Origin of the sequence: Halomonas sp. PAMB 3264 (genome assembly GCF_031954245.1) — a bacterium.
Lineage (GTDB): Bacteria > Pseudomonadota > Gammaproteobacteria > Pseudomonadales > Halomonadaceae > Vreelandella.
In genome coordinates this window covers 3,325,208-3,348,706 of record NZ_CP134866.1, presented here as the reverse complement: position 1 = coordinate 3,348,706, position 23,499 = coordinate 3,325,208, and the positions used below count along the sequence as shown (strand labels likewise).

At 63.5% G+C, this 23,499-nt stretch carries 22 protein-coding genes, 1 tRNA gene and 1 riboswitch; of the genes, 4 read left to right on the top strand and 19 right to left on the bottom strand.

All coding sequences use genetic code 11. The annotated features are described in order from the left end of the window. Positions 1-81: 81 nt before the first annotated feature. The 5 genes from RN347_RS15160 to RN347_RS15140 all read right to left on the bottom strand — a co-directional run bounded on the left by RN347_RS15160 (position 82) and on the right by RN347_RS15140 (position 3,885). Complete coding sequence (locus RN347_RS15160) at positions 82-210, bottom strand: hypothetical protein (RefSeq protein WP_311958802.1); 129 nt, start codon at positions 208-210, stop codon at positions 82-84. Between the two features lie 309 nt (positions 211-519). Then, positions 520-702: a hypothetical protein gene (locus tag RN347_RS15155; RefSeq protein ID WP_311958801.1), complete on the bottom strand. Its 183-nt coding sequence runs from the start codon at positions 700-702 to the stop codon at positions 520-522. An 8-nt stretch (positions 703-710) separates the two neighbouring features. After that, positions 711-1,403 carry a uracil-DNA glycosylase family protein gene (locus RN347_RS15150; RefSeq protein ID WP_311958800.1) on the bottom strand — a complete coding sequence of 231 codons (693 nt, stop codon included), beginning with the start codon at positions 1,401-1,403 and terminating at the stop codon, positions 711-713. Positions 1,404-1,448: 45 nt separating this feature from the next. Then, the gene (gene pcsA, locus RN347_RS15145) at positions 1,449-2,114 is read right to left on the bottom strand and encodes a phosphatidylcholine synthase (protein ID WP_311958799.1); all 666 of its coding nucleotides are present in this window, start codon (positions 2,112-2,114) and stop codon (positions 1,449-1,451) included. Positions 2,115-2,316: 202 nt separating this feature from the next. After that, complete coding sequence (locus RN347_RS15140; protein ID WP_311958798.1) at positions 2,317-3,885, bottom strand: PLP-dependent aminotransferase family protein; 1,569 nt, start codon at positions 3,883-3,885, stop codon at positions 2,317-2,319. A 103-nt stretch (positions 3,886-3,988) separates the two neighbouring features. On the opposite strand from RN347_RS15140, the gene RN347_RS15135 reads away from it, so the two are divergent. Both RN347_RS15135 and RN347_RS15130 read left to right on the top strand, forming a co-directional pair. Continuing rightward, positions 3,989-4,435 (top strand): GNAT family N-acetyltransferase, encoded by a 447-nt coding sequence (locus RN347_RS15135; protein WP_311958797.1) that lies wholly within the window; start codon positions 3,989-3,991, stop codon positions 4,433-4,435. 57 nt (positions 4,436-4,492) lie between these two features. Then, positions 4,493-4,945 carry a rhodanese-like domain-containing protein gene (locus RN347_RS15130; protein WP_263586016.1) on the top strand — a complete coding sequence of 151 codons (453 nt, stop codon included), beginning with the start codon at positions 4,493-4,495 and terminating at the stop codon, positions 4,943-4,945. 63 nt (positions 4,946-5,008) lie between these two features. Here RN347_RS15130 and RN347_RS15125 read toward each other — a convergent pair whose 3' ends face one another. The 5 genes from RN347_RS15125 to RN347_RS15105 all read right to left on the bottom strand — a co-directional run bounded on the left by RN347_RS15125 (position 5,009) and on the right by RN347_RS15105 (position 9,917). After that, a complete protein-coding gene (locus RN347_RS15125) occupies positions 5,009-5,506 on the bottom strand; it encodes a 6,7-dimethyl-8-ribityllumazine synthase (RefSeq protein WP_311958796.1) in 498 nt (165 codons plus the stop codon). An 82-nt stretch (positions 5,507-5,588) separates the two neighbouring features. After that, positions 5,589-5,735, bottom strand: a riboswitch (FMN riboswitch). Positions 5,736-5,800: 65 nt separating this feature from the next. Continuing rightward, complete coding sequence (locus RN347_RS15120) at positions 5,801-6,265, bottom strand: YbaK/EbsC family protein (protein ID WP_311958795.1); 465 nt, start codon at positions 6,263-6,265, stop codon at positions 5,801-5,803. Positions 6,266-6,315: 50 nt separating this feature from the next. Continuing rightward, a complete protein-coding gene (gene codA, locus RN347_RS15115) occupies positions 6,316-7,563 on the bottom strand; it encodes a cytosine deaminase (RefSeq protein WP_311958794.1) in 1,248 nt (415 codons plus the stop codon). Next, on the bottom strand, positions 7,564-8,841 hold the full coding sequence (gene codB / locus RN347_RS15110) for a cytosine permease (protein WP_311958793.1): 1,278 nt from the start codon (positions 8,839-8,841) through the stop codon (positions 7,564-7,566). A 194-nt stretch (positions 8,842-9,035) separates the two neighbouring features. Then, positions 9,036-9,917 carry an ABC transporter substrate-binding protein gene (locus RN347_RS15105; RefSeq protein WP_311958792.1) on the bottom strand — a complete coding sequence of 294 codons (882 nt, stop codon included), beginning with the start codon at positions 9,915-9,917 and terminating at the stop codon, positions 9,036-9,038. 265 nt (positions 9,918-10,182) lie between these two features. On the opposite strand from RN347_RS15105, the gene RN347_RS15100 reads away from it, so the two are divergent. Further along, positions 10,183-10,959, top strand: a complete 777-nt coding sequence (locus RN347_RS15100; RefSeq protein WP_311958791.1) for a class I SAM-dependent methyltransferase — start codon at positions 10,183-10,185, stop codon at positions 10,957-10,959. Between the two features lie 12 nt (positions 10,960-10,971). Here the strand turns inward: RN347_RS15100 and preA are convergent, their stop codons facing one another. The 4 genes from preA to RN347_RS15080 all read right to left on the bottom strand — a co-directional run bounded on the left by preA (position 10,972) and on the right by RN347_RS15080 (position 16,114). Further along, on the bottom strand, positions 10,972-12,315 hold the full coding sequence (gene preA, locus RN347_RS15095; RefSeq protein ID WP_311958790.1) for an NAD-dependent dihydropyrimidine dehydrogenase subunit PreA: 1,344 nt from the start codon (positions 12,313-12,315) through the stop codon (positions 10,972-10,974). Further along, complete coding sequence (locus RN347_RS15090; protein ID WP_263586024.1) at positions 12,312-13,691, bottom strand: NAD(P)-dependent oxidoreductase; 1,380 nt, start codon at positions 13,689-13,691, stop codon at positions 12,312-12,314. Before RN347_RS15090 ends, preA begins: the two co-directional genes overlap by 4 nt. Positions 13,692-13,774: 83 nt before the next feature. After that, complete coding sequence (gene hydA / locus RN347_RS15085; RefSeq protein WP_311958789.1) at positions 13,775-15,217, bottom strand: dihydropyrimidinase; 1,443 nt, start codon at positions 15,215-15,217, stop codon at positions 13,775-13,777. Between the two features lie 30 nt (positions 15,218-15,247). After that, complete coding sequence (locus RN347_RS15080) at positions 15,248-16,114, bottom strand: nitrilase-related carbon-nitrogen hydrolase (RefSeq protein ID WP_263587276.1); 867 nt, start codon at positions 16,112-16,114, stop codon at positions 15,248-15,250. 609 nt (positions 16,115-16,723) lie between these two features. On the opposite strand from RN347_RS15080, the gene RN347_RS15075 reads away from it, so the two are divergent. Further along, positions 16,724-18,226 carry an NCS1 family nucleobase:cation symporter-1 gene (locus RN347_RS15075; RefSeq protein ID WP_311958788.1) on the top strand — a complete coding sequence of 501 codons (1,503 nt, stop codon included), beginning with the start codon at positions 16,724-16,726 and terminating at the stop codon, positions 18,224-18,226. 12 nt (positions 18,227-18,238) lie between these two features. Here RN347_RS15075 and RN347_RS15070 read toward each other — a convergent pair. The 5 genes from RN347_RS15070 to RN347_RS15050 all read right to left on the bottom strand — a co-directional run bounded on the left by RN347_RS15070 (position 18,239) and on the right by RN347_RS15050 (position 23,498). Then, positions 18,239-18,336, bottom strand: a tRNA-Sec gene (locus RN347_RS15070). 30 nt (positions 18,337-18,366) lie between these two features. After that, complete coding sequence (selB, locus tag RN347_RS15065; RefSeq protein WP_311958787.1) at positions 18,367-20,283, bottom strand: selenocysteine-specific translation elongation factor; 1,917 nt, start codon at positions 20,281-20,283, stop codon at positions 18,367-18,369. Next, positions 20,280-21,734 (bottom strand): L-seryl-tRNA(Sec) selenium transferase, encoded by a 1,455-nt coding sequence (gene selA, locus RN347_RS15060; protein ID WP_311958786.1) that lies wholly within the window; start codon positions 21,732-21,734, stop codon positions 20,280-20,282. The genes selB and selA overlap by 4 nt, the downstream gene beginning before the upstream one ends. A 51-nt stretch (positions 21,735-21,785) precedes the next feature. Then, complete coding sequence (locus RN347_RS15055; protein ID WP_311958785.1) at positions 21,786-22,739, bottom strand: formate dehydrogenase accessory protein FdhE; 954 nt, start codon at positions 22,737-22,739, stop codon at positions 21,786-21,788. 54 nt (positions 22,740-22,793) lie between these two features. Next, positions 22,794-23,498, bottom strand: a complete 705-nt coding sequence (locus RN347_RS15050) for a formate dehydrogenase subunit gamma (RefSeq protein WP_311958784.1) — start codon at positions 23,496-23,498, stop codon at positions 22,794-22,796. Between the last annotated feature and the right edge of the window lies 1 nt (position 23,499).

Sequence of the window (23,499 nt, the reverse complement as noted above, 5' to 3'; positions counted from 1 at the left end):
AGGCCGCAATAGTGCGAATGGTGCCTTCCTTGTCGATGCTGCGGCGCGGGTAGTCGTCCCACCAATCCATCTGGTCGCTGGTCATGCGCCCCCCTTCTGGTGCTTGTACGCCTCATAGGCGGCTTTAAGTAGATCCACCATGCTCAGGTCGTGGTCGTTCGCAAAGCCCTTGAACTCCTTCTTGAACTCCGGCGGTACCTTGAAGTTCATCGGTACCAGCTCGCCGGCCTAGGGCTTTTGCAGGTTGTGGCTGGCGTCCTGCGGGGTGTTGATTTGCGGCGGTGCGCCTTTGGTGGGGCGCTTGTTGGGCTTGGTCATGGGTTTCTTCCTTTCATTAAATCGTTAATTTGTTATTTAAGCAGTGTTTCGAGGCGGTCGATGATGCCTTGAATCACGGCGTCGGCCGCATCGCGCGGGCCACGATAGGGGGTTTCCACCAATGACAGGCCGATGCCCTAGGCGCGTCGAAAGGCGGTTTTTTCGGGGGATCTTCTAGGGGACCACGTAGTAGGAGGCAAGCTAGTCGCGGGTTTTATCGAGCTCGGCGGCGGAGCCGCCGGTTTTGGTCAGCACGAAGACGATACGCTCGATGGGCATGCCAGAGGTGACCCACTCCTCGCAGGCGCGGGGATGAACCGCGAGGGTGACGGCATGAGATAGCTGGACAGCACCGTTCTCCGGAGGCGCGGAGATAAACCGCACAAGAGAACCTAAAGCGTCAAATTGCCCTCACGCACCTCCAGCTGATTCAGGCGCTTCTCCAAAAGCCCCGGAAAGCGCTTGTACCAGGTCTGGTTGAGCGGTGAGGGGTGGGGGAGCGGGTGAAGCGTGAAGGTGCGGGATTGGCCCTGGCCATCTTCGAGGGTAACGTCGATGCTTTGCTCGAAGCGCGCCTCGCTTTTCCAGAACGCCTCCAGCCGGTCGCGCTCCTCTTTCGGGCGGTCGATGCCGAACCACAAAAAGGCCTCGCGGCCGAGAGTGATCAGGTCACGGCCTTCGAAGCGCGAGATCAGCACTTCGTTCATCAGCTCACGGAAGTGGCGTTTCACCTTCATCGACCACGCCTTGTTGCCAACCGGCTTGTAGGGCACGGTGTTGATCCAGAAAAAGTGCTCGCCTACGGCTTTGGAGGCCTCGAAATCCGGCAGCTTGTCGCCGTAAAGGTGTTGATAGAGGGCCTTTCTTACCAGCTGGCCGCCGGCGCCGATGAAGGGTTCCTGAAAGCGGACTTCTTCCCGGCCCGGGTCGCGGCCGAAAAAGCCAATGCGCAGGTTCTTTTTGCCCAGGCCGATGATGGGCTCGAGCGGGTCGCGCTCGAAGCGCTCGTAGACCTCGAGATCGATACCGTCGATCTCGGCGGCAAGCGCTCTAAAGCGCTCGCGCTGTTTGGCGGTCAGCGGCATCCTTGCCTCCTTTCAAACGGCGTTCGGGATCAGTTCAGAACCAAATCAGACGAACCACTCCTGGGCGGTGCGCCAGACGCACATGCCCACGAAGTAGATCGAGGCCACCGCCAGGCCCAACAGCGCCCAGCCGGCGTGTACGGGGCTTGTGAGAATCAGTGAGGTGGCGCACACGCACCACATTAGCGTGATGGCGATGTTGAACGGCATGAAGCGGCGCACCCGAAAGGGGTGGAGGAACTTCATTTTGGTGACGGTGAGAATGGCCAGGAAGATGATGGCCGCAAAGGTGAACCAGGGCGGGAAATCGAGGATGAAGAAGTAAGCCGCCGCGATATTCCACGCCGCCGGGAAGCCGACGAAGTAGTTGTCCTGGCTTTTCATATCGACGTTGCAAAAGCAGAACATCGACGACAGCAAAATGGTGAACACCGCCAGAAGCTCGAAGCCCGCCGGTAAAGGAACGAAGTAGTAGATGAACAGCGCCGGGATGAACGCCCAGGTCAGGTAGTCGATGACCATGTCGAGCGTGGAGCCGTCGAAGTGAGGCAGGATGGTTTTGACCTCGTACTTGCGCGCCAGGGTGCCGTCGAAGCCGTCGATCATCATCGCCGCGCCCAGCCACAACAGGCAGGCTACCGGGTTATCGTCGATCAGGGCCAAAAGCGCCATGGTACCCAGCAGCACACCGCTGGCAGTGAGCACGTGCACACTCCAGGCCTTGTATCGTGAAGCGTGAGACGGTGGGTGTGAAGAGAGCGGTTGAGCCACGATAACCCCATTGGGAACGCCGGGTTCCCTTGCTGTATTGGTGTATAGACAAGCGTGCGAGACGCTACACTACTATAACAGGCCACGTGGCGTAAGCAGTCAGCCAGGCTCCTTTCAGCATGGCCGCTCCCGCACAAATCCGCTAGCCGAGCGTGCGCGCTTTCGCTGGACCGTGCCCCACTGCTCCCCTTGGCCCCTCCGACAAGGCCTGCCTCTCACTGTTTGAATGCTTTAGATCGAGCCACGCATGCGCCAGCCAGCGCCCGGCGCGAAGAATCGCGTCGTCGGTCGCGCCGGCGTACCCCAGCACCAGCCCGGCGCGCATGGGGGCCTTCAGGTAATAGCGCGAAAGCGGTGACAGCGTTACGCCGACCAGGCGCGCCTTTGCCATCAGCGCCTCTTCCTCGGCAACGGACGCAAGCTCGGCGACCAGGTGCATGCCCGCGTGGCCCGACGAGAGCACAAGCCCTTCGGCCACCGCCGGGGCCAGCGCCCGGCGCAGGCAGGCCTGGCGCTGGCGGTAGCTTATGCGCATGCGCGCGATATGGCGGGAAAAATCCCCGCGCTGGATGAACTCCGCCAGCGCTGCCTGAATGGGGTAGTGGCCTTCGCGATGTAGCCGGGCCTGAGCCAAACGGAAAGAGGGCGCCAGCGCCTCGGGCAACACGACATAGCCCAATCTCAGCGCCGGATAAAGCACCTTGCTGAAGGTGCCGATATAGATCACCGGCGCCTGATCACCGGGGCCTGCCGCCAGCCCTTGCAGCGACGGCGCCGGCGGGATGTCGTAGCGAAACTCACTGTCGTAGTCGTCCTCGATCACCCAGGCACCGTGGGCCGCCGCCTGCTCCAAAAGCGCCAGTCGTCTGGGCACCGGCATGGTGACACCGCTTGGGTACTGGTGCGACGGCGTGACGTAGATCAGCGTTGGTGAAGCGCTCCCCTCCGGGCGGCGTGCCGGGTCGATGCCCTCGTCGTCCACGGGCACGGGTACCACGTCGAGCCCGGCGGCCAGAAAGCTGGTCTGGGCGCCGCCGTAGCCTGGCTCCTCCATCCATACGCTGTCACCACGATCGGTCAGAAGCTGTGCGACCAGCTCGAAGGCCTGCTGCGCGCCCTGGGTGATCACGATCTGCTCCGGGCGGCAGCGCACTGCCCGTGAAAGCGTGAGGTAATCGCACAGCGCTTCTCGTAGCGCCAACAGCCCGCCCTGCGTCTGGTAGGCGAGCCACTGCTGCTCGGCCTGGCGGTAGTGGCGGCGCAGCAGGCGTTGCCACTGGGCATGGGGAAAGAGATCCAGCCCCGGAACGCCGGGGGCGAACGCCAGGTGGCGCTCGCTCAGCGTGCCGCAACGCTCCAACAGCGCCTCGCCGCGGGCGGAGACGCGCCCCGGCGCCGCCAGCCGCTCGGCGGGCAGTGCAGTGAAGGGAGAAAGGTCGGCAACGAAGAGCCCGGCGCCTTGTTTCGATTCCACCAGCCCTTCGGCGATCAGTCGCTCGGTGGCGGCCAGCACCGTGTTACGCCCAAGCGAGAGCCCACGCGCCAAACGCCGTGACGAGGGCAGCCGGCTGCCGGCGGAAAGCTCCCCGCGCTGAATCCAGTCGCGAAGCAGCTGATAAAGCTGACGGGCCAGCGGCGTGTCGGTACGCGGCACCAGGCGCAGCGCTAGGGCGTCGATGATCCCGTCCGTCGAAGTTGCGCGTTGGGTCACTGGTTCCCTCGTAACGGCTGAAAGTGGCTCTTATGCGGGAGCCACTATAGCGCGAGACTGAGGGGCCCGATACGGGATCAAAACGCGTTAAATGGAGCCCGCGATGCACACCAGAGCCGCCGTACTCAACGACCTGCCCACCCTGACGGACCTGCTGGACGGCTACCGCCAGTTCTATGGCCAGAATAGCGATGTAGCCGCCGCGCGCCATTTTCTCGAGCAGCGCTTCGGGCTGGGGGATTCGTTTATTCTGGTCAGCGAAGACGACAAGGGCGACATGACCGGTTTCGTGCAGCTCTATCCCGGGCTCTCCACCGTGGGGCTCAACAGCCGCTGGACGCTCAATGACCTGTTCGTGGCGCCCGACGCGCGAGGCCTGGGCGCCGGGCGCGCGCTGATGAACGCGGCAAGTGCGCTGGCCCGCGAGCACGGCGTACCACGGCTGGTGTTGATGACCCAGGTCGAGAACAGCGCCGCCCAGCGGCTTTATGAGTCATTGGGGTGGCAGCGTAACACCGCGTTTTATAGCTATTTGTTGGATGTGAAATAGCGGGATGTCGCATAGCCGGATATCACATGACCGTATATCGCACAAAGGAGCAACCTGATGTCTTCTACCCCTTCCGCGGTTCTCGCGTTTCCACCGGCAGCGCCGGATGTCATGGCGCACGCGATGTACGACAAACTTTGCCACCACACCGATGCCTGGGATTTGGCCCAGGACCTGGCCGCCGGTGTGGAAGCGATCGTGGTGATCGACACGCGAAGCCAGGCGCACTACCGGGCGGGCCATATACCCGGCGCGGTGAGCTTGCCGCACCGTGAGATGACGCCCGAGCGGCTCGCAACCCTCGACCCCGAAAAGGTGTACGTCACCTACTGCGACGGCATCGGCTGCAACGGCTCGACCAAAGGGGCGTGGAAACTGGCGAGCGCCGGTTTCCAGGTGAAGGAGCTGCTGGGCGGGCTGGATTTCTGGCGCCGGGACGAACACCCGGTGCAGACAGGAGACGAGCGCGGCACGCTTGCCAGCGAGGCGCTGGCGCCCTGCGGCTGCTAGGCCGCCGCTTCAGTCAATACGCATCAAACCCGGCATCGCGCCGGGTTTGATCGTATGGCCAGGTCAAGCCTCGCTTAACTTGCGCGCGCGGTGCAGATTTTCAATGGTGTTCAGACAGGCGCTGGCGGCTTCGCGGCCCTTGGCGACGAAGTGCTCGAAATAGAAGTCGTGGTGGGTCGTGTGCTCGTGGAAGTGGTGCGGGGTGAGCACCACCGACAGGATCGGTACGCCAGTGTCGAGCTGGACGCGCATCATGCCGTCGATCACCGCGTGGGCGACGAAGTCGTGGCGGTAGATGCCGCCGTCGACCACAAAGCCGGCTCCGACGATGGCGCCAAAGCGGCCGCTTTCCGCCAGCACTTTGGCCTGCAGCGGAATCTCGTAGGCGCCGGAGACGGTGAAGACCTCGACCTGGTCGGCACTCATGCCGTTTTTCTCGACTTCCTCGATGAAGGAGGTGTAGGCCTGATTGACGATATCGCCGTGCCAGTGCCCCTGAATGAAGGCAATGCGCTGGGCGGTGGTATGAGAGGAAAGCGCTAACGGAAAGGTCTGATTCATGGTGGTTCTCGCTTTAAAGGATACCAGAATCAGGGCATGCGGCATGGCACCGAACGCACCCGGCAAGCGGGGGCGCGAGAGCAGCCGTTCTCTTTCATCCGGACTATCACCGTCGGCTTCGGAATCGCACCGAATCTGCTGACCTCCAGCGTGCTGGAGCGCTCGCGGGCTCGTGCCTTGAAAGGCCATCACCGCCGGTGGGGACTTTCACCCCGCCCTGAGAACTTGTTTGCGTGCTAAACGCGGCCCCAGTGTACGTCGAATGGCCTGGCGCCGCTACATTGGCTGTTTATCTCAGGCCGGTGCGCACACATCGACCCATTCAGCGCCTACCAGCTCGGCCAAACGCGACGGGGCGATGCGAACGGCGCTGGTGGGCGAGCCCGCTGCCGGCAGTACTTCGTCGAAACGCTTGAGGGATTCATCGCAGTAAACGGGCAGATCAGTGGCCAGGCCAAAGGGGCAGACGCCGCCTACCGGGTGGCTGGTCAGCTCCATCACCGTTGCCTCGTCGAGCATTTTTGCCTTGCCGTCAAAGCGCTCGCGGATTTTGGCGTTATCCAGGCGCACGTCGCCCGCCGCCACCACCAGAAAGGGCTGCTCGCCCACTTTCAGTGCCAGCGTCTTGGCGATCTGACCAGGCTCGACGCCGTGGGCCTTCGCGGCAAGCTCAACGGTGGCGGTGCTTTCGTCGAGTTCGATGATCGTCAGATCCGGGGCGTGCTCGGCCAGAAACCCGCGCGCGGTATCAATGCTCATGAAACGGCTCCTTGTTTTGAACCGTTTCAGATTAACGCGCTTTTCTGATCTCAGCCAATCCAGGCGGGTGTGACGATTCTTGACGGCTCGCGCTGCATGATCACCTCGCCCTTGCGTACCGAGAGCAACACATCGCCCTGGTTGCGCAGCACGCTGTAGTCGTCCTCACCGTCGAGCAGGTTGAAGCTTGCGGGCTTGCCCACTTCGATGCCGTAGCGATCTTCGATATTGAGCGTGCGCGCGCTGTTGTCGGTCACCAGCGAAAGCGCCTTGCTGAAATCCTTGTAGCCCATCATCTGGCAGATGTGCAGGCCGAAATCGAGAGTGCGCAGAAGCTTGCCGTTACCCAGCGAGTACCAGGGATCGAAGATCGAGTCCTCGGCGAAGCAGACGTTGATGCCCGCCGCGTCGAGCTCCTTGACCCGGGTCACGCCGCGGCGCTTGGGGTAGGTGTCGAAGCGCCCCTGCAGATGAATGCTTTCGGTGGGGCAGGCGATGAAGTTGATGTTCGACTGCTTGAGCAGTCGAAAAAGCTTGGAGCAGTAGGCGTTGTCGTAGGAGTGCATCGCCACGGTGTGGCTGGCGGTGACGCGCGAGCCCAGATCGTTGAACAGCGCCTCGCAGGCCAGCACTTCGAGAAAGCGCGAATTGGGGTCGTCGATCTCGTCGCAGTGCACGTCGACCAGCCGGTCGTACTTCATGGCAAGCTCGATCACCCGCTTCATCGAGGCCACCCCTAGCTCCCGGGTGTACTCGAAGTGGGGAATGCCGCCCACCGCGTCGGCGCCGATCTCCAGCGCCTCTTCCATCAGCTTGTCGCCGTTTGGAAAAGAGAGCAGGCCGTCCTGGGGAAAGGCGACCACCTGGATATCGATCTTGTCCCTGAACTCGTCGCGCAGCGCGCACAGCGTTTTGAGGCCGACCAGGCTCGGGTCACTGGTGTCGGCGTGGGTACGCACGAACTGCACACCGTTACCGATCAGCAGGTTAAGCGTCTTGATGACGCGCTCGCGGATATCGGCCTCAGAAAGCATCGGCTTGCGCTCTCCCCAGCGCTCGATGCCCTCGAACAGCGTGCCGCTTTCGTTCCAGGCCGGTTCACCGGCGGTCAGTGCGGCGTCAAGGTGGATGTGCGGCTCGATGAACGGCGCGCAGGCAAGCTTGCCGCCGGCATCGAGCTGATCGGCCGAGGCCTCGATGGGAGCGCTCTGCGCCTCGATGGCGGTGAAGACGCCGTTGTCGATTTTAATCTCGAAGAGTTCGGCGCGCTGGCGCAGGCGGGCGTTGACGATATGCATTCAGTGGCTCACAGAGTGTTCGGTAGAAGATGAAAGGCGATTGACCGGTGCCGGCTGACCCACGCGCAGCAGCAGGGCATAGCTTAGCGCGGCCATCAGCACGCCGACCAGCGGCGGCAACAGCGGCGAGAAGTAGGCCGCCGCGGCGCCAATGGCGTAGGCGGTGAGGCCCCGGCGATCGAAAGCGGGCAGGTTGGCATCGATCAGGGCCGGGTAGCGGCCCCGATGCTTGAGCCAGAAGTCCGCCATGATCACTCCACCCATTGGCGGAATGAAGGTGCCGAGCAGCACCAGAAATGGAATCAGATAATTGTACATGCCGCCGACGGCCAGCACGGTGCCAATCGCCGCCCCTGCCACGGTCACCGTGCGTCGCCGGTCGGTGCGGACCAGGTTACACCCGGCCACGGCGAAGTTGTAGATGGTGTTGTCCTGAGTGGTCCAGATATTGAGAAACAGCATCAGCACCGCAATCGATACGAACCCCTGGGCGATCAGCACGTCGACGATGTCCGCCTGCTGGTAAATCATCGCGCCAAGCGCCCCGGTCAGCACCATCAGCCCGTTACCGACCAGAAAGGCCAGCAGCGTGGCGATGACCGCCACGCGCGGGCTTTTGGCGAAGCGGCTCCAGTTGGTTGCTTGGGTGCCGCCGCTGATGAAGGTGCCGATGATGACCGTGACCGCCGCGGCCACGTTCATGCTCTCGCTCGGCGTTTGGCGGGCAAGACCGGCAAAGCCGCCCACGTCGACCAGCCCGGCGGCCAGGCTCAGCAGAATGAAAACCATCATGGCCGGCACGGCAACGCGCGATAGCCAGTCCATGCCGCGGTAGCCGATCATCGCGGTGATGCAGAAACCGAACCCAAAAAGCACCATAAGAGGGATTTCCATCCATTCTTGCATCCCGGTGGTGCGTACCAGCACGACGGCGATGGTGGCCGTGCCCCAGGCGTACCAGCCGATCTGCGTAAAACCGAGAATGAAATCCGACAGCTTGCTGCCCTTCTCACCGAAGCAGAACCGGCCCATGAGCACGGCGTTGAGCCCGCTCTTGCAGGCAATGTAGCCCAGTGCGGCGGCGTAGGCGCCGAGCAGCAGATTGCCCAGCAGCACGATCCACAAAAGCTGGCCAATGGGAAAGGCCTGACCAAGCGAGCCGCCGGCCCACATGGTGGCGGTGAAAAAGGTGAACCCCAGTAACACGACGGACGTAGAGAGAAGCCCCTTACGGGCGCTGGCAGGCACCTCGCGCAGGGGGTAGTCGGATGTTTGCATGCTCAAGACCTCGTGACGGCGCATCGCGCGCGTTGCGGTAAACCTTGAATGAAGCAATAAACAGGCCAGTTGAGCGTTTTCTAATGAGCTGCGAGGTGGTTGGCTTCGGTCGCGTTGGGCGGGGCAAAAAAACGCCCCCTCGCAGGGAGGGGGCGGGGGGGCGTTCAAGGTTATATGGCTTAAAGGATCGAGACTCAGGACGCCGGCGCGGTGCCCAGCGCGCTCACCACTTCGTCGATCTGAAGCGACAGACTCTGCAGGCCGCCGCCGGAAAGATACCAAAGCGCCGGCGAGAGCACGGCGACCTCGGCATTGGCGGCGCCGGCCTCTTCGAGCTGCTGGCGCAGTTCGTCGGCATCGAGCGGCTGCTGGCCGATGGCGGCGCTGCGGTCGATGACCAGCAGGCGCTCCGGGTCGATCTCGGCGATCGCTTCTGGCGAGAGCCGCGTGAAGCTGCGCTCACCGAAGGTTTCGGCCTCGACGCCGTCCGGCATCGCCTGCTTCTCGACGCCCAGCAGCTCGTGAATCACCGGATGCTCGTTGAGCGAGTAGTTACCGTCATTATGAGTCACGACCAGCGTGCGCGGGGCATCGGCAAGCGCTTCACGCTGGGTCTCAATCTCATTGTGCAGCGTTTCGAGGGCATCTTCGGCCTCGCTCTCAAGGCCCGCGTGTTCGGCCAGGGTGCGCACGTTGTCATCGAAGGCGGCGAGGTAGTCGTCGCCGGTCAGGCCCGCGTCGAACAGCGGCGCGATCGCCTCTAACGCCTCCTTGTGCTCGCCCTGACGGCCGGTATAGACGATCAGCGTCGGCTCGCTCTCGGCCAGCGCGTCGAGATCCGGCGTTTTCAAACCGCCGATATCGGTGTAGTCGCCCTCTTCCAGGCTCGACAGGTAGCCGGGCATGGTCTGTTTGGGATAGCCGACCACCTGATCGCTGGCGCCCAGCGCGATCAGCGTGTCCAAACTGCCCAGATCGAACAGCGCGAAGCGCTCCTCGGCGTGGGCGCCAGCGCTGACGGCGGCGGCCAGAAGCGAGGAAGTGGCGAGCGCTGATTTCATGGCGATTTTCTTCATGACATTCCCTTTTTTGAGAAGATGTTTTATATGAGATTTATTATCATATTAGCAATGGTTAGGCATTGTCACTTTTTTTCAGAACGGAGGCTTTTAAAACAAACGCTTTCAACACGTAAGCGTTCAATACAGAAGCTTTCGATACGAACGCTTTCAAAAGAGGTAGCCGTGATCGCCAGATAAATTGAAATGTTATATTATATTTATTCAAGGCCGTGCCCGCAGTCCTTGCGGTCACAACCACAACCTGGCAGGGAGAACCCGGGTGGCATCCGTACTTTTCGAACATATCGAAGCGCTTCAAGGCGAGCGCGAGTGGGGCGATTTTCTGGACGCTGGCACTGGCATCAACTCGATCAACTGGGTGAGCGGGCTCGATACAGCGCGCTGGACAGCGGTGACCGGCGCCGGCGGCATGGCGCAAAGTGTCGAGCGTGCCGTACAAGGCAAAAAACGTGAGCAGGACCGGCTGGTGCTGGGCAACTGGCAGGATCCGCGCTTTCTCGCCGACGAGCGTTTCGACACCGTGTTGGCCGACTACCTGCTCGGCGCCATCGATGGCTTCGCCCCCTACTGGCAGGACGAGCTGTTTCCCCGGCTCTGCGCGCTGACGAAAAAGCGGCTATACCTGGTGGGTCTCGAGCCCTACGTGCCGTTCGATGCGACCACCGCGTCGGGCAAGCTGGTGGTGGAGACCGGTCGGCTGCGCGATGCCTGCCTACTGCTGGCCGGCGAGCGCACCTACCGCGAGTACCCGAGTGCCTGGGTCGAACGTCAGCTCGACCGCGCCGGTTTCGAGGTCGTCGAGACCAAACGCTTCCCGATCCGCTACGGCAAGAAGTTCGTCGAGGGCCAGATGAAGATGTGCCGCCAGCGCATGGCGACGATCGCCGACCGTTACCTGGCCCAGGCGATGCTCAAGCACGTCGAGGATCTGGAGCGCCGCGCGCTTTCGCACATCGACATCGACGGCGGGCTCAGTCACGGCGCGGACTACGTGATGGTGGCCGAGCCGAAAAAAAGCGCCCCGCAGGGCGCTTGAGGCGTTTTACGTTTAACCGGCGGCCTTGAAGGGGTTTCGCGGGTCGTCGTCCCAGGCCAGAAAGCCCTTGCCGGTTTCCTGAGGCACCATGGTGATGCAGTTCTCCACCGGGCAGGTGATCTGGCACAGGTTGCAGCCCACGCACTCCTCGTCGATCACTTCATAGCGGCGCGCGCCGCCGGGCTCGGAGAGCTTGGCGATCGACTGGTGCGAGGTGTCCTCGCAGGCGATATAGCAGCGCCCGCACTCGATGCAGAGATCCTGGTCGATGTGGGCGATGGTCTTGAAGTTGATGTCCAGGTGTTTCCAGTCGGTGGTTTGCGGGATCGCCTTGCGCGAGAACGCCTCGACCGACGCGTAGCCTTTCTCCGCCATCCAGCGCGATAGGCCATCCTTCATCTCCTCGACGATGCGAAAGCCGTTGAGCATCGCTGCGGTGCAGACCTGCACGCTGCCCGCCCCGAGCGCAATGAACTCCGCCGCATCCCGCCAGCTCGAGATACCGCCGATGCCGGAAATGGGAAGCGCAGGGGTTTCGACGTCGCGGGCGATCTCGGCCACCATGTTCATGGCGATGGGCTTGACCGCGCTGCCGCAGTAGCCGCCGTGGGTGCTCTGATGGCCCACGGTGGGCTTGGCGACCATGTTGTCGAGATCGATGCTGGTGATCGAGTTGATGGTGTTGATCAGCGACACCGCATCCGCCCCGCCGCGCAGCGCTGCCCGAGCGCCCACACGGATATCGGTGATGTTGGGGGTGAGCTTTACGATCACCGGCTTCGAGTAGTACTTCTTGCACCAGGCGGTGACCTGCTCGATGAGATCCGGGTTCTGGCCTACCGCCGCGCCCATGCCGCGCTCTGGCATGCCGTGGGGGCAGCCCAGGTTCAGCTCGATGCCATCGGCGCCGGTGGCCTCGACCCGCGGCAGAATGTAGGCCCAGGACGCCTCGACGCAGGGCACCATGATCGAGACGATCAGCGCCCGGTCCGGCCACTCCTTTTTCACCTGGGTAATTTCGGCCAGGTTCACCTCCAGCGAACGGTCGGTGATCAGCTCGATATTGTTGAAACCGATCACCTCGCGGTTCTTGCCGTAGTGGGCGGAGTAGCGCGACGACACGTTCACCGCCGGTGGCTCTTCGCCAAGCGTCTTCCAGACCACGCCACCCCAGCCCGCTTCAAACGCGCGCACCACGTTGTAGGCCTTGTCGGTAGGCGGCGCCGAGGCGAGCCAGAACGGGTTGGGGGCCTTGATGCCGGCAAAGTTGACCGAGAGATCGACACCGTTGACCACGGCGTCGCCGCGCCCTTTCTTGCCGGGAAAGGCGAGGGGGGTGAAAGCGTTGGTGTTCATGCGGCCTCCTGACGCGCGATCAGCGCCTGGTGAATGGCGTGGGCGGCGAGCTTGCCGTGCTGCACGGCCTGCACGGTCAGATCCTGCCCCGGTGCCACGCAGTCGCCGCCGGCGTAAACGCCGGCCACCGAGGTCTGAAAATGATCGTCGATGCGAATGCGCTCGCCGTCGCGGGCAAGCTCGGCGGCGGTGGCATCTTTAAGACTTTCGCTCGCAAAGCCTTGGCCGATCGCCTTGAAGATGGCGTCCGCCGGGATGTCGACGTGTTCGCCGGTCAGCGCCAGGCCGCGCTCCTCGGCGCGGGTTCTGGCAAAGCGCATGCCCGACACGCGGCCCTGCTCGTCGAGCAGCACCTGATCCGGCTGCGCCCAGGTGAGCATGCGCACGCCGTTGGCTTTGGCGATCTCCTGCTCGTGGTGAGTGGCGGACATCGCCTCCAGCCCGCGCCGGTAGACCAGCGTGACCTCAGACGCGCCCAAACGCGCCATTTGCGTGGCCATATCGATTGCCGTATTGCCGGCACCGATCACGATACAGCGCCGGGCCACGGGCAGTTGGCCCAGGTCGTTGGTCTGGCGCAGCAGCTTGATGTAGTCGACGGCGGCGAGTGATCCGGTGGCGTCTTCGTCACTCAGCATCAGCGCCCGGCTGGCGCCGAGGCCCAGGCCCAGAAACACGCTATCGAAACGCTCGCGCAGCTCGCCCAGCGTCACGTTTTCGCCCAGGCGCTGGCCGTACTCGATGTCGATGCCACCCACCTCGAGCAGAAACTCCACCTCGCGGCGGGCGAAGTCGTCGGTCATCTTGTAGCGGGCGATGCCGTACTCGTTGAGCCCGCCGGGTTTGGCCTCGGCCTCGAAAATCGTTACTCGATGGCCCAGAAGCGCGAGTCGATGGGCGCAGGAGAGCCCGGCGGGGCCGGCGCCCACCACCGCGATGTGACGACCAGTGGCGGACGCACGCTTGAACGGGTGGCCGTCAAACTGCATGTGATCGGTGGCGTGGCGCTGCAACAGGCCGATGAGCACCGGCTGGCACTCGGCGTCGTGATTACGCACACAGCTCTGCTCGCAGAGAATCTCGGTCGGGCACACCCGGGCGCAGCTGCCGCCCAGGATGTTGGCTTCCAGAATCGTCTGCGCCGCGCCGTTGACATTGCCTTCATTGATCTGTCGAATGAAACTTGGCACGTCGATCTCCGACGGGCACGCCTCGACGCAGGGCGCATCGAAGCAGTAGAGGCAGCGCTGGCTCTCGATGATCGCCTGGCGCTGGGTGAGCGGTGGATGAAGGTCGCTGAAGTTGCCGGCAAGCGCCGGGCCGTCGTAGGTGCCGACCTCTTGTGCGCTCGGCAGGTAGTCGAGTGGATGGGTCACGGTCGTCTCTCCCGATACGTGGGTATCGATGGTTTTTATGTCGCTATTCTTTGTCGATGGTCGTTATATCGATGGGCGCTGCCTCAGCGGTTTACCGCTTTGGGGGCGTTGAGTTCGGCGCGCTTTTTGAGCTGCTCGAAGATGCCCGGATAGGCGGGGCGCTCGAGATAGCGTCCGGCGCCGCGCTCGGCGTGTAGCTCCTTGCCATCGCGCCAGACCCACTTACCCTGGCTGACGGTATGGCGAGCAATGCCGCGCACCGTCTTGCCCTCGAAAATATTGAAGTCGACGTTCTGGTGGTGGGTTTTGGCGGAGATGGTGCGCGTGCCGTTGGGGTCCCACACCACGATATCGGCGTCGGCACCGACCTGAATCGCCCCCTTGCGCGGGTAGAGGTTGAAGATCTCGGCGGTGTTGGTAGAGGTCAGGGCGACGAACTGCTGCGGCGAGAGCTTGCCGGTGTTCACCCCTTCGTCCCACAGCACGGCCATGCGGTCCTCGACGCCGGCGGTGCCGTTGGGGATTTTGGTGAAGTCCTCACGGCCGGCGGCTTTTTGCTCCTCGCAGAAGCAGCAGTGATCGGTGGCGGTGGTTTGCAGGTTGCCCGACTGCAGGCCGTGCCAGAGCGCCTCCTGGTGGCCTTTCGGGCGAAAGGGTGGGCTCATCACGTGCGCCGCCGCCGTGGCCCAGTCCGGGTGCTGGTAGACGCTGTCGTCGAGCACCAGGTGCCCGGCGAGCGCCTCACCAAACACCGCGTGGCCCTGCTGGCGGGCGTAGGCGATCTCGTCCACCGCATCCTTGGTAGATACGTGCACGAGATACACCGGTGCGCCCAGGGTGCTGGCGATACGGATGGCCCGGCTGGCGGCTTCCCCTTCGACCTGAGGCGGGCGCGACAGCGGGTGAGCTTCCGGGCCGGTCATGCCCTGGGCGAGCAGCTTTTGCTGCATGTGGTAGACCAGCTCGCCGTTTTCGGCGTGGACGGTAGGCACCGCACCCAGCTCCAGGCAGCGCGAAAAGCTCTCCACGAGGATGTCATCGGTGGCCATGATCGCGCCCTTGTAGGCCATGAAGTGCTTGAAGCTGTTGACGCCGTGCTCATGGACCAGCGTGCCCATTTCTTCTTTCACGCTGTCGTCCCACCAGGTGATCGCCACGTGGAAGGCGAAGTCGGTGGCGGCTTTCTCGGCCCAGCCCTGCCAGGTCTCGAAGGCCTCCAGCAGCGACTGACCGGGGCTCGGGATGACGAAGTCGATGATTGTCGTGGTGCCCCCGGCCATCGCCGCGGCGGTGCCGGTGTAGAAGTCTTCGCTGGCCACCGCGCCCATGAAGGGCATCTGCATATGGGTGTGGGGGTCGATGCCGCCGGGCATGACGAGCTGGTCCGTGGCGTCGACGATCTCGCAGCCCTCGGGGGTGTCCAGGTTCATGCCGATGGCCTCGATCTTGCCATCGACGCAGAGTACGTCGGCGCGGTAGGTGTCGGCGTGGGTGACGACGGTGCCGCCCTTGATGAGTAGGCTCATGGGATCTCTCCTGCTGTACCAGTCGCTTGGTTATTCGCCGTCGGTCAGGCGGGTGTAGGTCTCGGGGCGGCGGTCGCGGAAGAACTGCCAGTTGTTGCGCGCCTCGCGCACCGCATCCAGATCGATTTCGTGCACCAGCAGCTCATCCTCGGTGGCGCTGGCCTGGGCTTCGATCTTGCCGCGCGGATTGACGATGTAGCTCGAGCCGTAGAAGTCGCCGATGTTCCAGGGCGCCTCGGTGCCGACCCGGTTGATGGCGGCGATGAAGCAGCCGTTGGCGGCGGCGGAGGCGGGCTGCTCGAGCTCCCAAAGATATTGCGAAAGCCCGGCGACGGTGGCGGAGGGGTTGAAGATCACTTCGGCGCCATTGAGGGCCAGCGCCCGCCAGCCTTCCGGGAAGTGGCGGTCGTAGCAGATATATACGCCGATCTTGCCGAAGGCGGTATCGAACACCGGCCAGTCGGACTTGCCTGGCTTGAAGAAGTACTTCTCCCAGAACCCGGCGACCTGGGGGATGTGGGTCTTGTGGTACTTGCCAAGAAAACTGCCATCGGCGTCGAACACCGCCGCGGTGTTGTAATAGACCCCGGTTTCGGTCTCTTCGTAGACGGGTACGATGATCACCATGCGATGCTTGGCGGCGAGCGTCTGCATCAGCTGGCAGGTCGGCCCTTCGGGTACCCGCTCGGCGGCGGCGTACCACTTCTCGTCCTGACTGGGGCAAAAATAGGGCTGGTTGAACACTTCCTGAAAGCAGAGCACCTGCACGCCCTGGCTCGCTGCCTGCTCGATCATCGGTAAGTGCGCTTCGTTCATGGCGTCACGAATCTGCGCGGGGTCCTGGTCGGTACTGGCCTTCAATCCCATCTGGATCAAGCCGATCTTCATCGTTTGCATCTCGAGGCCCTCTCTTTGCTTGCACACACCGTCGCCCGATTGGGCGCGATGACGGTTATCGCTATTGACGATCAAGGCGTGCTGCAAGATCCACTCGCCAGGCAGCGAGGGAGTGTTTTTGTAATGATTATAAAGCTGTCCATGTCGGCAGCTTTTTTGAGAGTAGTGCGAAACGCGGGCGCCTTTCAAGGTTTTTGTGGCGTGCTTTAAAATAACTTTTAACGTTATGATTTTATTGTTTTTTAGTAATTTTTATTGGTCTCTTACGTGTTCATGAGTGCTTTGAAATAAAGATTTTTAAAAATATTTTTTTATAAAAAACAGTTGTTTATAGATTTATTTGTTTTTCATTTTTTATTCAAAGAGACTTTTTGGTGCGTTTTTGAGGCCAAGTGCGCTATTTTGGCAATGGCTTTTAAAAGCCGGTTTATCAATAACAAAAAATTCGAGACTGGTACGAGATTACATGTCGAAAAGGTCAGCTTTAATTCAATCGTTTATGCGCTTTAAGCCAAGTGTAGGCATGCTTATTGCTGGGGTTAGCGCTGACTCGATTTAAAGCCTGACGCAATAACGATAAACGACAGTGGCTCTGCTGAGGAGAACTCCATGACCGTTACAACATCTCGCATGGTAGACCGAGAGGGGTTGATTGAACTCGAGGTGAACGACGACGTTCGTCAAAGCCCCCGCTTCAACGAGGATATCGCGCCGACCAAAGCAAGCGAGCGCACTTGGAGCAAGTGGAACATCGCCGCGCTCTGGGTCGGCATGTCGATCTGCGTGCCCACCTACACCCTGGGCGGCGTGCTGACCGCCTACTTTGGGCTGAGCGTGGGCGAGGCGCTTTTCACCATTCTCATCGCCAACGTCATCCTGCTGCTGCCCCTGACGCTCAACGCCTTTCCCGGCACCAAGTTCGGCATTCCCTTTCCCATCGTATTGCGCTCCTGTTTCGGCATTCTGGGCTCGAACGTGCCTTGTCTGGTGCGCGCGCTGGTGGGCTGCGGCTGGTTCGGTATCCAGACCATGTTCGGGGGGCTGGCGATCCATCTGCTGCTGTCGGCGCTGTTTCCCGCCTGGGCGGCGCTGGGCGGCGTTGGTGAAGTGATCGGCTTTTTCGTCTTCGGCGCCATGAACCTCTACGTGGTGATTCGCGGCGCGGAGTCGATCAAGTGGATGGAAACGCTGGCTGCGCCGCTGCTATTGGCGGTGGGCGTGGGGCTGATGGTCTGGGCCTGGCCGCACATGTCGATGACCGAGCTACTCGCCCAGCCACCTTCACGCCCGGAAGGCGCGCCGGTCTACGGTTACTTCTTCGCTGGCCTGACCGCCATGGTGGGTTTCTGGGCGACGCTTTCGCTGAACATTCCCGATTTTAGCCGCTTCGCCAAAAGCCAGAAGGATCAGATCGTCGGCCAGATCATGGGGCTTCCGCTCACCATGTTCTTCTTCGCCTCGCTCGGCGTGGTGATGACGGCGGCCTCGGAAACCCTGGTGGGTCAGACCGTGGCAGACCCGGTGCGCCTGATCGGCTTCATCGATAGCCCGTTCTGGGTCATTCTGGCGATGCTTCTGATCATCGTGGCGACAATTTCCACCAACACCGCCTCGAACATCGTCTCGCCTACCAACGATTTCCAGAACATCGCCCCGAAACTGATCAATCAGACGCGCGGGGTGCTGATGACGGGGCTGGTCGGCGTGCTGCTGATGGGTTACGACCTGCTGCAAAAGGCGGGGGTGATCGCCCAAGGCGTCTCGCTCGAGCAGATGTACTCGAACTGGCTGCTGGGGTATTCGAGCCTTTTGGGGCCAATCGCCGGCATCATGGCGGTAGATTATTTTCTGATCAAGAAGCAGTCGCTGGACGTGCCGAGTCTTTACATGGATGGCCACGCCTATCCGGCGGTGAACGTCGCCGGCTTCATCGCCTTCGGGGTGCCCGTGGGGCTAACGCTGGTATCGCTTTTGACAGGGACGATGAACTGGTTCTACGACTACGGCTGGTTCACCGGCTCGATTCTTGGGGCGATCGTTTATTTTGTGGCAAGCACGCTCATGGGGCATGAAAAGGCCCACCAGAAGATGGCCGCAACGGACATGACGTGAGGGAAACGCTCGTGGCGGAGGAGGGTGGGAGTCGAACCCACCAGGGGCTGCATGGCAGCCCCTACTCGGAGTTGAAGTCCGGTCGTCCCACCGGGGAGCGAACCTCCTCCTGCGTTGCGTCTCGAAAAGCCTAACCGCTTTTAGTGCCACATGCCAGGCTGGCGCAGCTGACGGGCGTCGCGCACGCGGCGGGTGTAGCCCACCTGGTCGAAGAACTCGAGCTGGGCGATGGCGAGCTTGCGGCCCACCCCAGTCCGGTCGCGGTAGTCGGCGGCGCGAATCGCGCCGTGCTCGCAGGCCAGACGCTCGATGATCTCGGAGAGCTGCGCGAGCGTTTCCGGCGGGTAGAAGTGATCCTTGCGCAGCTGAAAAAGCCGCCCCAGCCGTGCGTTGGCGTGCAGTACCTCGCGCACCCGGGGCTCGTCGAGATGGTACGCCTGGGCCAGGTCGCGCACCCGCGGCGGATCGAACTGGTTTGCCAAAAGCGGCAGCAGCGTTTGCGACAGTGCCTGGTCGGCCTCATCCAGCGCCACCTGGTGATGGGGGCTTTTGATGAAGGGACCCTGGGCGTCGACGCTTTTCGAGGCGATGAGCCCCTCGAGCCAGCGGCGAAAGAGCGCGACGTTCCAGCCGGGGGCGACCCAGCGGCGCAGCCGGTCGCGCTCCATACCGACTTCCGAAGGCGACTCTGCGTGAAACGTCTCCAGCGCCTCGATCAGCGTGCGGGCCAAGGCCTCCAAATGAATCGGGTCGAAGGCACGCGATTCGCTGGCGGCGCGAAGTAGCGTCAGGCCCTGGGCCTTGGCCTGGGCGGCGAGGCGCTCGACGCCTCGGTTGAGCGTACTCGACAGCTCATCGAGCGAGATACCGCCGGGCTGAGGCGCGGCCAGCGCCTTGAGCGTGGGCGCGAAGCCGTCTTCGCGCTCGGCGGCGCCGGCCGCAAGCGCGGCCTGCAGCGTCGTTAGATAAGCCAAACGCTCTGGTCGGCGGGCGCCGCGCCGCGGCGGCCAAGGGTCGAGCACGCGCCCGCCGCCCAGGGTTTCGTCGGCACTTTGCGAGCGGATCACGAAGCGGTCGCCGCAGCAAGCGTGCATGGGTTGGTCGAGCGTTAGCTGGGCCAGCGCCTGGCCGCCGAGGGCGAGCGTCGGCGCTTCAAGAAGCCCTAGTCGCCCGGTCAGGTGCGCCGCGCCCATGTGAATGTGCACCGGCGTCCAGTGCAGCGCGTCGCGCTCGAGCGTTGGCAACAGCTTGAGCATCACGTCGATGCGCTGGCTGCTGGCCGGGGGCTCCGGCGCATCGACCAGCCAGTCGCCGCGCTTGAGCGACTCGCGCTCGATGCCGGCCAGGTTCAGCGCGCAGCGATCGCCCCGATGGGCCGCCTCGGCTGGCTGATTCTGCCGACGAAGCCCGCGCACGCGAACGCGAATTTCCCTGGGCAACAGCCAAAGCGAATCCCCTTGCTCGACGCGCCCGTCCACCACCGTGCCGGTGACCACGACCCCGGCGCCTTTCTTGCTGAACGCCCGGTCGATGGCATGGCGAAAGCGCCCCGGCGCCGGGCGGGTCTGCCACTCGCCAGCGCGCCGTTCGAGCCAGATCGAGAGCGCCTCGACCCCGGTGGCCTGGCGCGCGCAGACGCTAAACACCGGGGCACCTTCGCCAAGCGCCTCGGCCTCTCGTTGGCGCGCTAGAATCTGCTCGTCGCTTGCCAGGTCGGTCTTGGTCAGCACCACCGCGACGATGGGAATCGAGAGCAATGTAAGAATGGCCAGATGCTCGCGGGTTTGCGGCATCACGCCGTCGTCGCAGGCAATGATCAAAAGCGCACCGTCGACGCCGGCTACGCCCGAGAGCATGTTGTGAACGAAGCGCTCGTGGCCCGGCACGTCGATGAAACCGAGCTCGGCGCCGCTGGCGGTCGTGGGGTAAATGAAGCCGGGCTCGATGGTCAGTCCGCGGCTTTTCTCCTCCTTGAGGGTGTCGGCATCCACGCCGGTCAGGGCGTGGAGCAGCGTCGTCTTGCCATGATCCACATGGCCCGCGGTCGCCAGAATCATGTCGGCGCCTCGGCGGCGGCGAGCGCGGTAGTCAGCGACTCGGCCAGAAGCTGCTCATCGTTGACGGCCAGACAGCGCAGGTCGAGCCATAGCGCGCTCTCCCTGATGCGCCCGATGATCGGGCGTGAAAGCTCGCGACAGGCACACTCGAGACGCTTGAGCGCCTGCTCGCGCGCCTCGCGCCGTGGGGCGCTGGATTCCAGCACCAGCGCCGTGCTCGGCAGCCGGTCCACCGGCAGCGAGCCGCTGCCGAGCTGGCTCATGCAGGGGGCCAGGTGAGCGCGGTACCCGGCGGGAAGCGTCGTGATGCCGGCCAGCACACGCTCGCCAGCGGCCTGAATGAGGTCCGCCTCGCGGGTCAACAGGCGCAGGGTGGGAAGCGAGTGCGCCGGGTGGTCGTCGTCGCGGTAGTGTTTGAGCGTAGCTTCGAGCGCGGCGAGCACGAGTTTGTCCAGGCGCAGCGCGCGCTTGAGCGGGTGGCGCTTGATGCGCTCGATGAATTCGCGCTTGCCGGCGATGATGCCGGCCTGGGGGCCGCCGAGCAGCTTGTCGCCGCTGAAGGTCACCACGTCGGCGCCGGCGGCAATGGCATCAGAGGGCTGGGTTTCGTAGGGCAGCCCGAGGCGTGAAAGATCGGTGAGCGCGCCGCTGCCAAGATCCACCACCAGCGGGAGCCCCGCGGCGTGCGCGATCTCGGCCATGTCCGCTTCGTCCACCGCCCGGGTGAAGCCCTCGATGGCGTAGTTGGAGGTGTGCACCTTGATCAGAAGCCCGGTCTCTTCATTGATCGCCTCGCGGTAGTCCTTCGGGTGGGTGCGGTTGGTGGTGCCCACCTCGCGAAGCCGGCAGCCGGCGGCGGCCATGATGTCCGGCATGCGAAAGGCGCCGCCGATCTCGATCAGCTCGCCACGCGACACGATCGCCTCCCGACCGGCGCCGAGCGCCCCCAGCGTGAGCACCACGGCGGCGGCGTTGTTGTTGACCACCGTGGCGGCTTCCGCACCGGTCAGCTCACAGATCAAGGCTTCGATCAGGTCGTCGCGGTCACCGCGCCCGCCGGAGGCGATGTCGTACTCCAGCGCCACCGGGTAGCGGGCCACCTGGGCCATGGCATCGATGGCGGGCTCGGAGAGCAGCGCCCGGCCCAGGTTGGTATGAATCACGGTGCCCGTCAGGTTGAACACCGCCCGGGCATTGGGCGCGACGAAGCGCAGAAGATTTTCACTCACCTGGCGTGCCAGCGCCGCCTCGTCGAGCCCCGGCGCCCTGGGCGACTGGCGAAGCGCCGTCAGCGTATCGCGGGCGACGCGGGTGCACAGGCGCTGGCCGTACTGCTCGGCAAGCGCTCGGAGCGTCGGGTGGTCGAGCAGTCGGTCGACTGAGGGCAGCGCGCGGCGCCAGTCCGGCGCCGTCAGGGAGGAGGCGATTGTCGAAGAGGCGGTGTCAGTCATGGGGCTTTCGTGTATCCGAGTCGAGCGGTGGCCGGGCGTCTCGCAATCGGATCAGCTCTGCGCATCGCCGAAGGCGAGCAGCGGATTGAACCCCGCGCGGGCGTAGCCCAGCTCTTCCAGCAGCACGTCCAGGCCAAGCGTTGCGATATCGTCGGCGAACGGGTCGGTATCGGCTTCCCATTCGCGGTCCATTAACTTAACGCTTGCGCGGCAGGCGCCGCAACTCTCGGCGCGAAGGGGCAGCGCGCGCTTGCCGTCCGGGCCCTCTACGCCGATATAGTCGAGCTTTTCGGTATCGAAGCAGTGGCTACAGCGCGCCCGCTCGAGATACCACTGGGTCGCGCAGAGCCCGCACACCAGGTAGCGCACCCGCGAGCGGTGGCGGCCGAGCTGCACGGTGGAAGCGACCGGCGGCGACCCACAGCAGGGGCACAGCCCCTGCGCGGCGCCCTTGGGGCGGCCGGGAAGGCGCTTGAGCGAGCGCGCCAGCCGCGTCCAGGTGACCTGCAGTGCCGCGCCCACCAGCGGTGCCAGCGCGCGCTGATCAAAGGCGATGCTCTTTTGTTCGACGATGGCACGGGCGATCTCCCTGCGCTCGCTGAGCTTGCCAGGCGTGGCCAAAAGTGCGCGCTGGGCGTCAAACGTCTCGCCTTCGTCGGCGAGGGTCCGGTCCAGCGCATCGAGCAGCATCGTCAGATCCGCCTGCCAGTCCAGCGTCTCGATCAGCGCCGTGGGCGCCAGCGGCGGAAATTCGTGGGCCAGCGCCATGTCCCAGCTCTGCGGGTCGAAAGCGTCGGCTTGGCGCTCCTTCAATACGCGGTGCTGGGCGCGGGCCAGGTGGTCGTTGAAGCCCAGAAACAAGCCCATCTCGTCAAGGCGCGTTTGCAGCTCGCGAAAGCGGGCCGCGCGCGTGGCGAACAGGCGCGATTCTGCCACCACCACCTGGGGGGGCTCGCCGTGGCGCGGGGGCTTTGGGTCGTGCAGCGTGTCGGATATGTCGCTCATGCGCGCTCCTGCGAAACGGGGCGCTTGAAGGCGCCCCGTGGTGTCGTATTGCGATCAGGCGATAGGCTCGTCACGCCTGGTCGGGGCGTCCGTACTCGGCCGCGACCGCTCGCGCTTGACGTGGTCATCGTACCAGAGGGGGTGATGATGTTTGGCCCAGGCGTGGGTCACGAAGCCGCGAATCATGGCGCCAAACGAGCCCTTGACCCAGATCGCCGCGTAGATGTGGATCACGATGGTGAGAATCGCGCCAAACGCGGCGAGCGCGTGTAGAAGGCTTGCGATGCGCACAATGGTGACCGGGAAGTAGCCGGCAAACCAGGGCCGCCACATCAATACGCCGGTGATCAAGAGCGTCGGCACGCAGAGCACCAAAAGCCAGAACACCAGCTTCTGGCCCGGGTTGTACTTGCCGATCGGCGGCACCCTCTCGTCGCGGTTGGCGAGCACATCCTTGATCTGCTTCATCCAGCGCACGTCGTTTTTGATCGGCAGGTTGTTGCCCACGTGGCTGACCGCCATGAGCGCAAAGAGCAGAAAGAACGCCACGCCGATGAACGGGTGCAGAATGCGCGCCCACACCGGCCCGCCCAGCGTATGGGTGAGAAAGAAGAACGCCGGATGAAAAAAGGCCAGCCCCGAAAGCGCCAGCAGGATGAAACTCAGCGCCATCGTCCAGTGGTTGACCCGGGTCGAGGCCGAATAGCGCAGCATCATGCGCTGGCCCAGGTGGTTTCGGTTTTGATCGTCGCGGCTCATG